Annotated in this window: 1 protein-coding gene; it reads left to right on the forward strand. The window is 70.4% G+C overall.

Annotated features, from left to right (window positions below; genetic code table 11):
- Nucleotides 1-387 precede the first annotated feature (387 nt).
- A complete protein-coding gene (locus IZR01_RS49150) occupies nt 388-1,434 on the forward strand; it encodes a hypothetical protein (RefSeq protein ID WP_194927884.1) in 1,047 nt (348 codons plus the stop codon).
- Nucleotides 1,435-1,471: the final 37 nt, after the last annotated feature.

Consider the following 1,471-nt stretch of genomic DNA (forward strand, 5'->3'; position numbering starts at 1 on the left):
CTGCCCGCCGTCGAGGTGGACGCAGCGCCCGCGCCGCCCCGACCGACGAGCCCCGAGGTGGACACGGTCGCCTTCACGGCGGTGGAGCGGGCTGAGGCTGTCGGGGCGGATGCCGCGGCGGTTGCTGCTGGCGAGGCGGGGGATGGTGCGGCGGGGGATGGTGCTCGCTCAAGCAACGGCGCTGGCTCAAGCAACGGCGCTGGTTCGAGTAATGGTGCTGGCTCAAGCAACGGCGCTGGCTCAAGTAACGCTGCTGGTTCAAGCAATGGTGCTGGTTCGAGTAGTGGCGCAGGTTCGAGCAACGGTGCTAGCTCCAGCGGCAGCGGCGATGAAGCTCCTGGTCGCGGTTCGGACGCGATCTCCACGGTCACGCTCAACGTCGGGGCGGTGAAGCGGGCAGTCGCCGAAAGCACCTCAGACGCGACGGCCACCATCTCGCTGCCGGTCGCGGCGATCAAGCAGGTGACGCGTCCCCGGCCCGGCTCAGCACAGGCGCCGACGGTCGCGTTCGCGCCGCTACGCGTCGACGCGGATGAGGCCGACACCACGAACCTCGCCGACCTCCCGAGTATCGAGGCCGATGCTCCGGCTGATGCCGCTGACTTCACTGCTGACTTCACTGCTGACCTCGCCGATGATCTCGGGACCGACCCCGACAGCATCGCGGCCGAACCGACTGATTCCGACAGCGCACCAGTGACTTCCACCTCTGCCGAAGCCAGCTCCACCGAAGTCGCCTTCGCCGAGGCCACCTCCGCTGAGACAGCCGCCACTTCCATCGAAGCCGGCTTCACCGAGGCCAGCACCGCCGAAGCTGAGGCCACCTCCGCCGAGGCTAGCTCTGCCGAAGTCGCCGCCATCTCTGCCGAAGTCGGCTTCACCGAGGCCAGCACCGCCGAGCCTGAGGCCAGCTCCGCCTCCGCCGAGCCGGCCTCCACCGACCTAGTCCCCACTACCGGCACTGACCTGGTCCCCACCACCAGCACCGACATAGCCACCCCGGCCTTCCTGGCCGCCACCGACCTGGCGACGCCCGTGCCCACCTCCGGCGTGGTGGCGGTCCCCACCACCGCCGACGACGTCATAGCCACCATCCATGCGGCCGCGACCGTGGTGCGGGCGGCGGATCGGCGGGCTCGGCAGGCGGCGTTCGCGAAGGCTGATCCGTGGACGGGGCTGGATCTGCGTCAGCCCGCGGCGCCGGCGCCGGTCGACAATGTGCTGGAGTTGCTGTCGCCGGTTCTGGAGCGGCCGTTGCTGGTCGTGGAGCAGCCCGGGTTGCCGGACGCGGCCGATGTGGTGGCGTTGCACCGGTCTGAGCTCGAGGTCGATTTCGTCGAGCCGCCGGTGGTCGCGGCCGGGGCGGAGCCGGCGATTCCGCCGCGCTTCGGGCCCGGGCTCTCCGTGTTGCCGCATATCGAGTTCCCGGTCTGATCCGGCGCGACGTTCCGACACCCCCGACACCCCCGAC

The sequence above is a fragment of the Catenulispora pinisilvae genome (assembly GCF_015356865.1).
Taxonomy (GTDB): Bacteria; Actinomycetota; Actinomycetes; order Streptomycetales; family Catenulisporaceae; genus Catenulispora; species Catenulispora pinisilvae.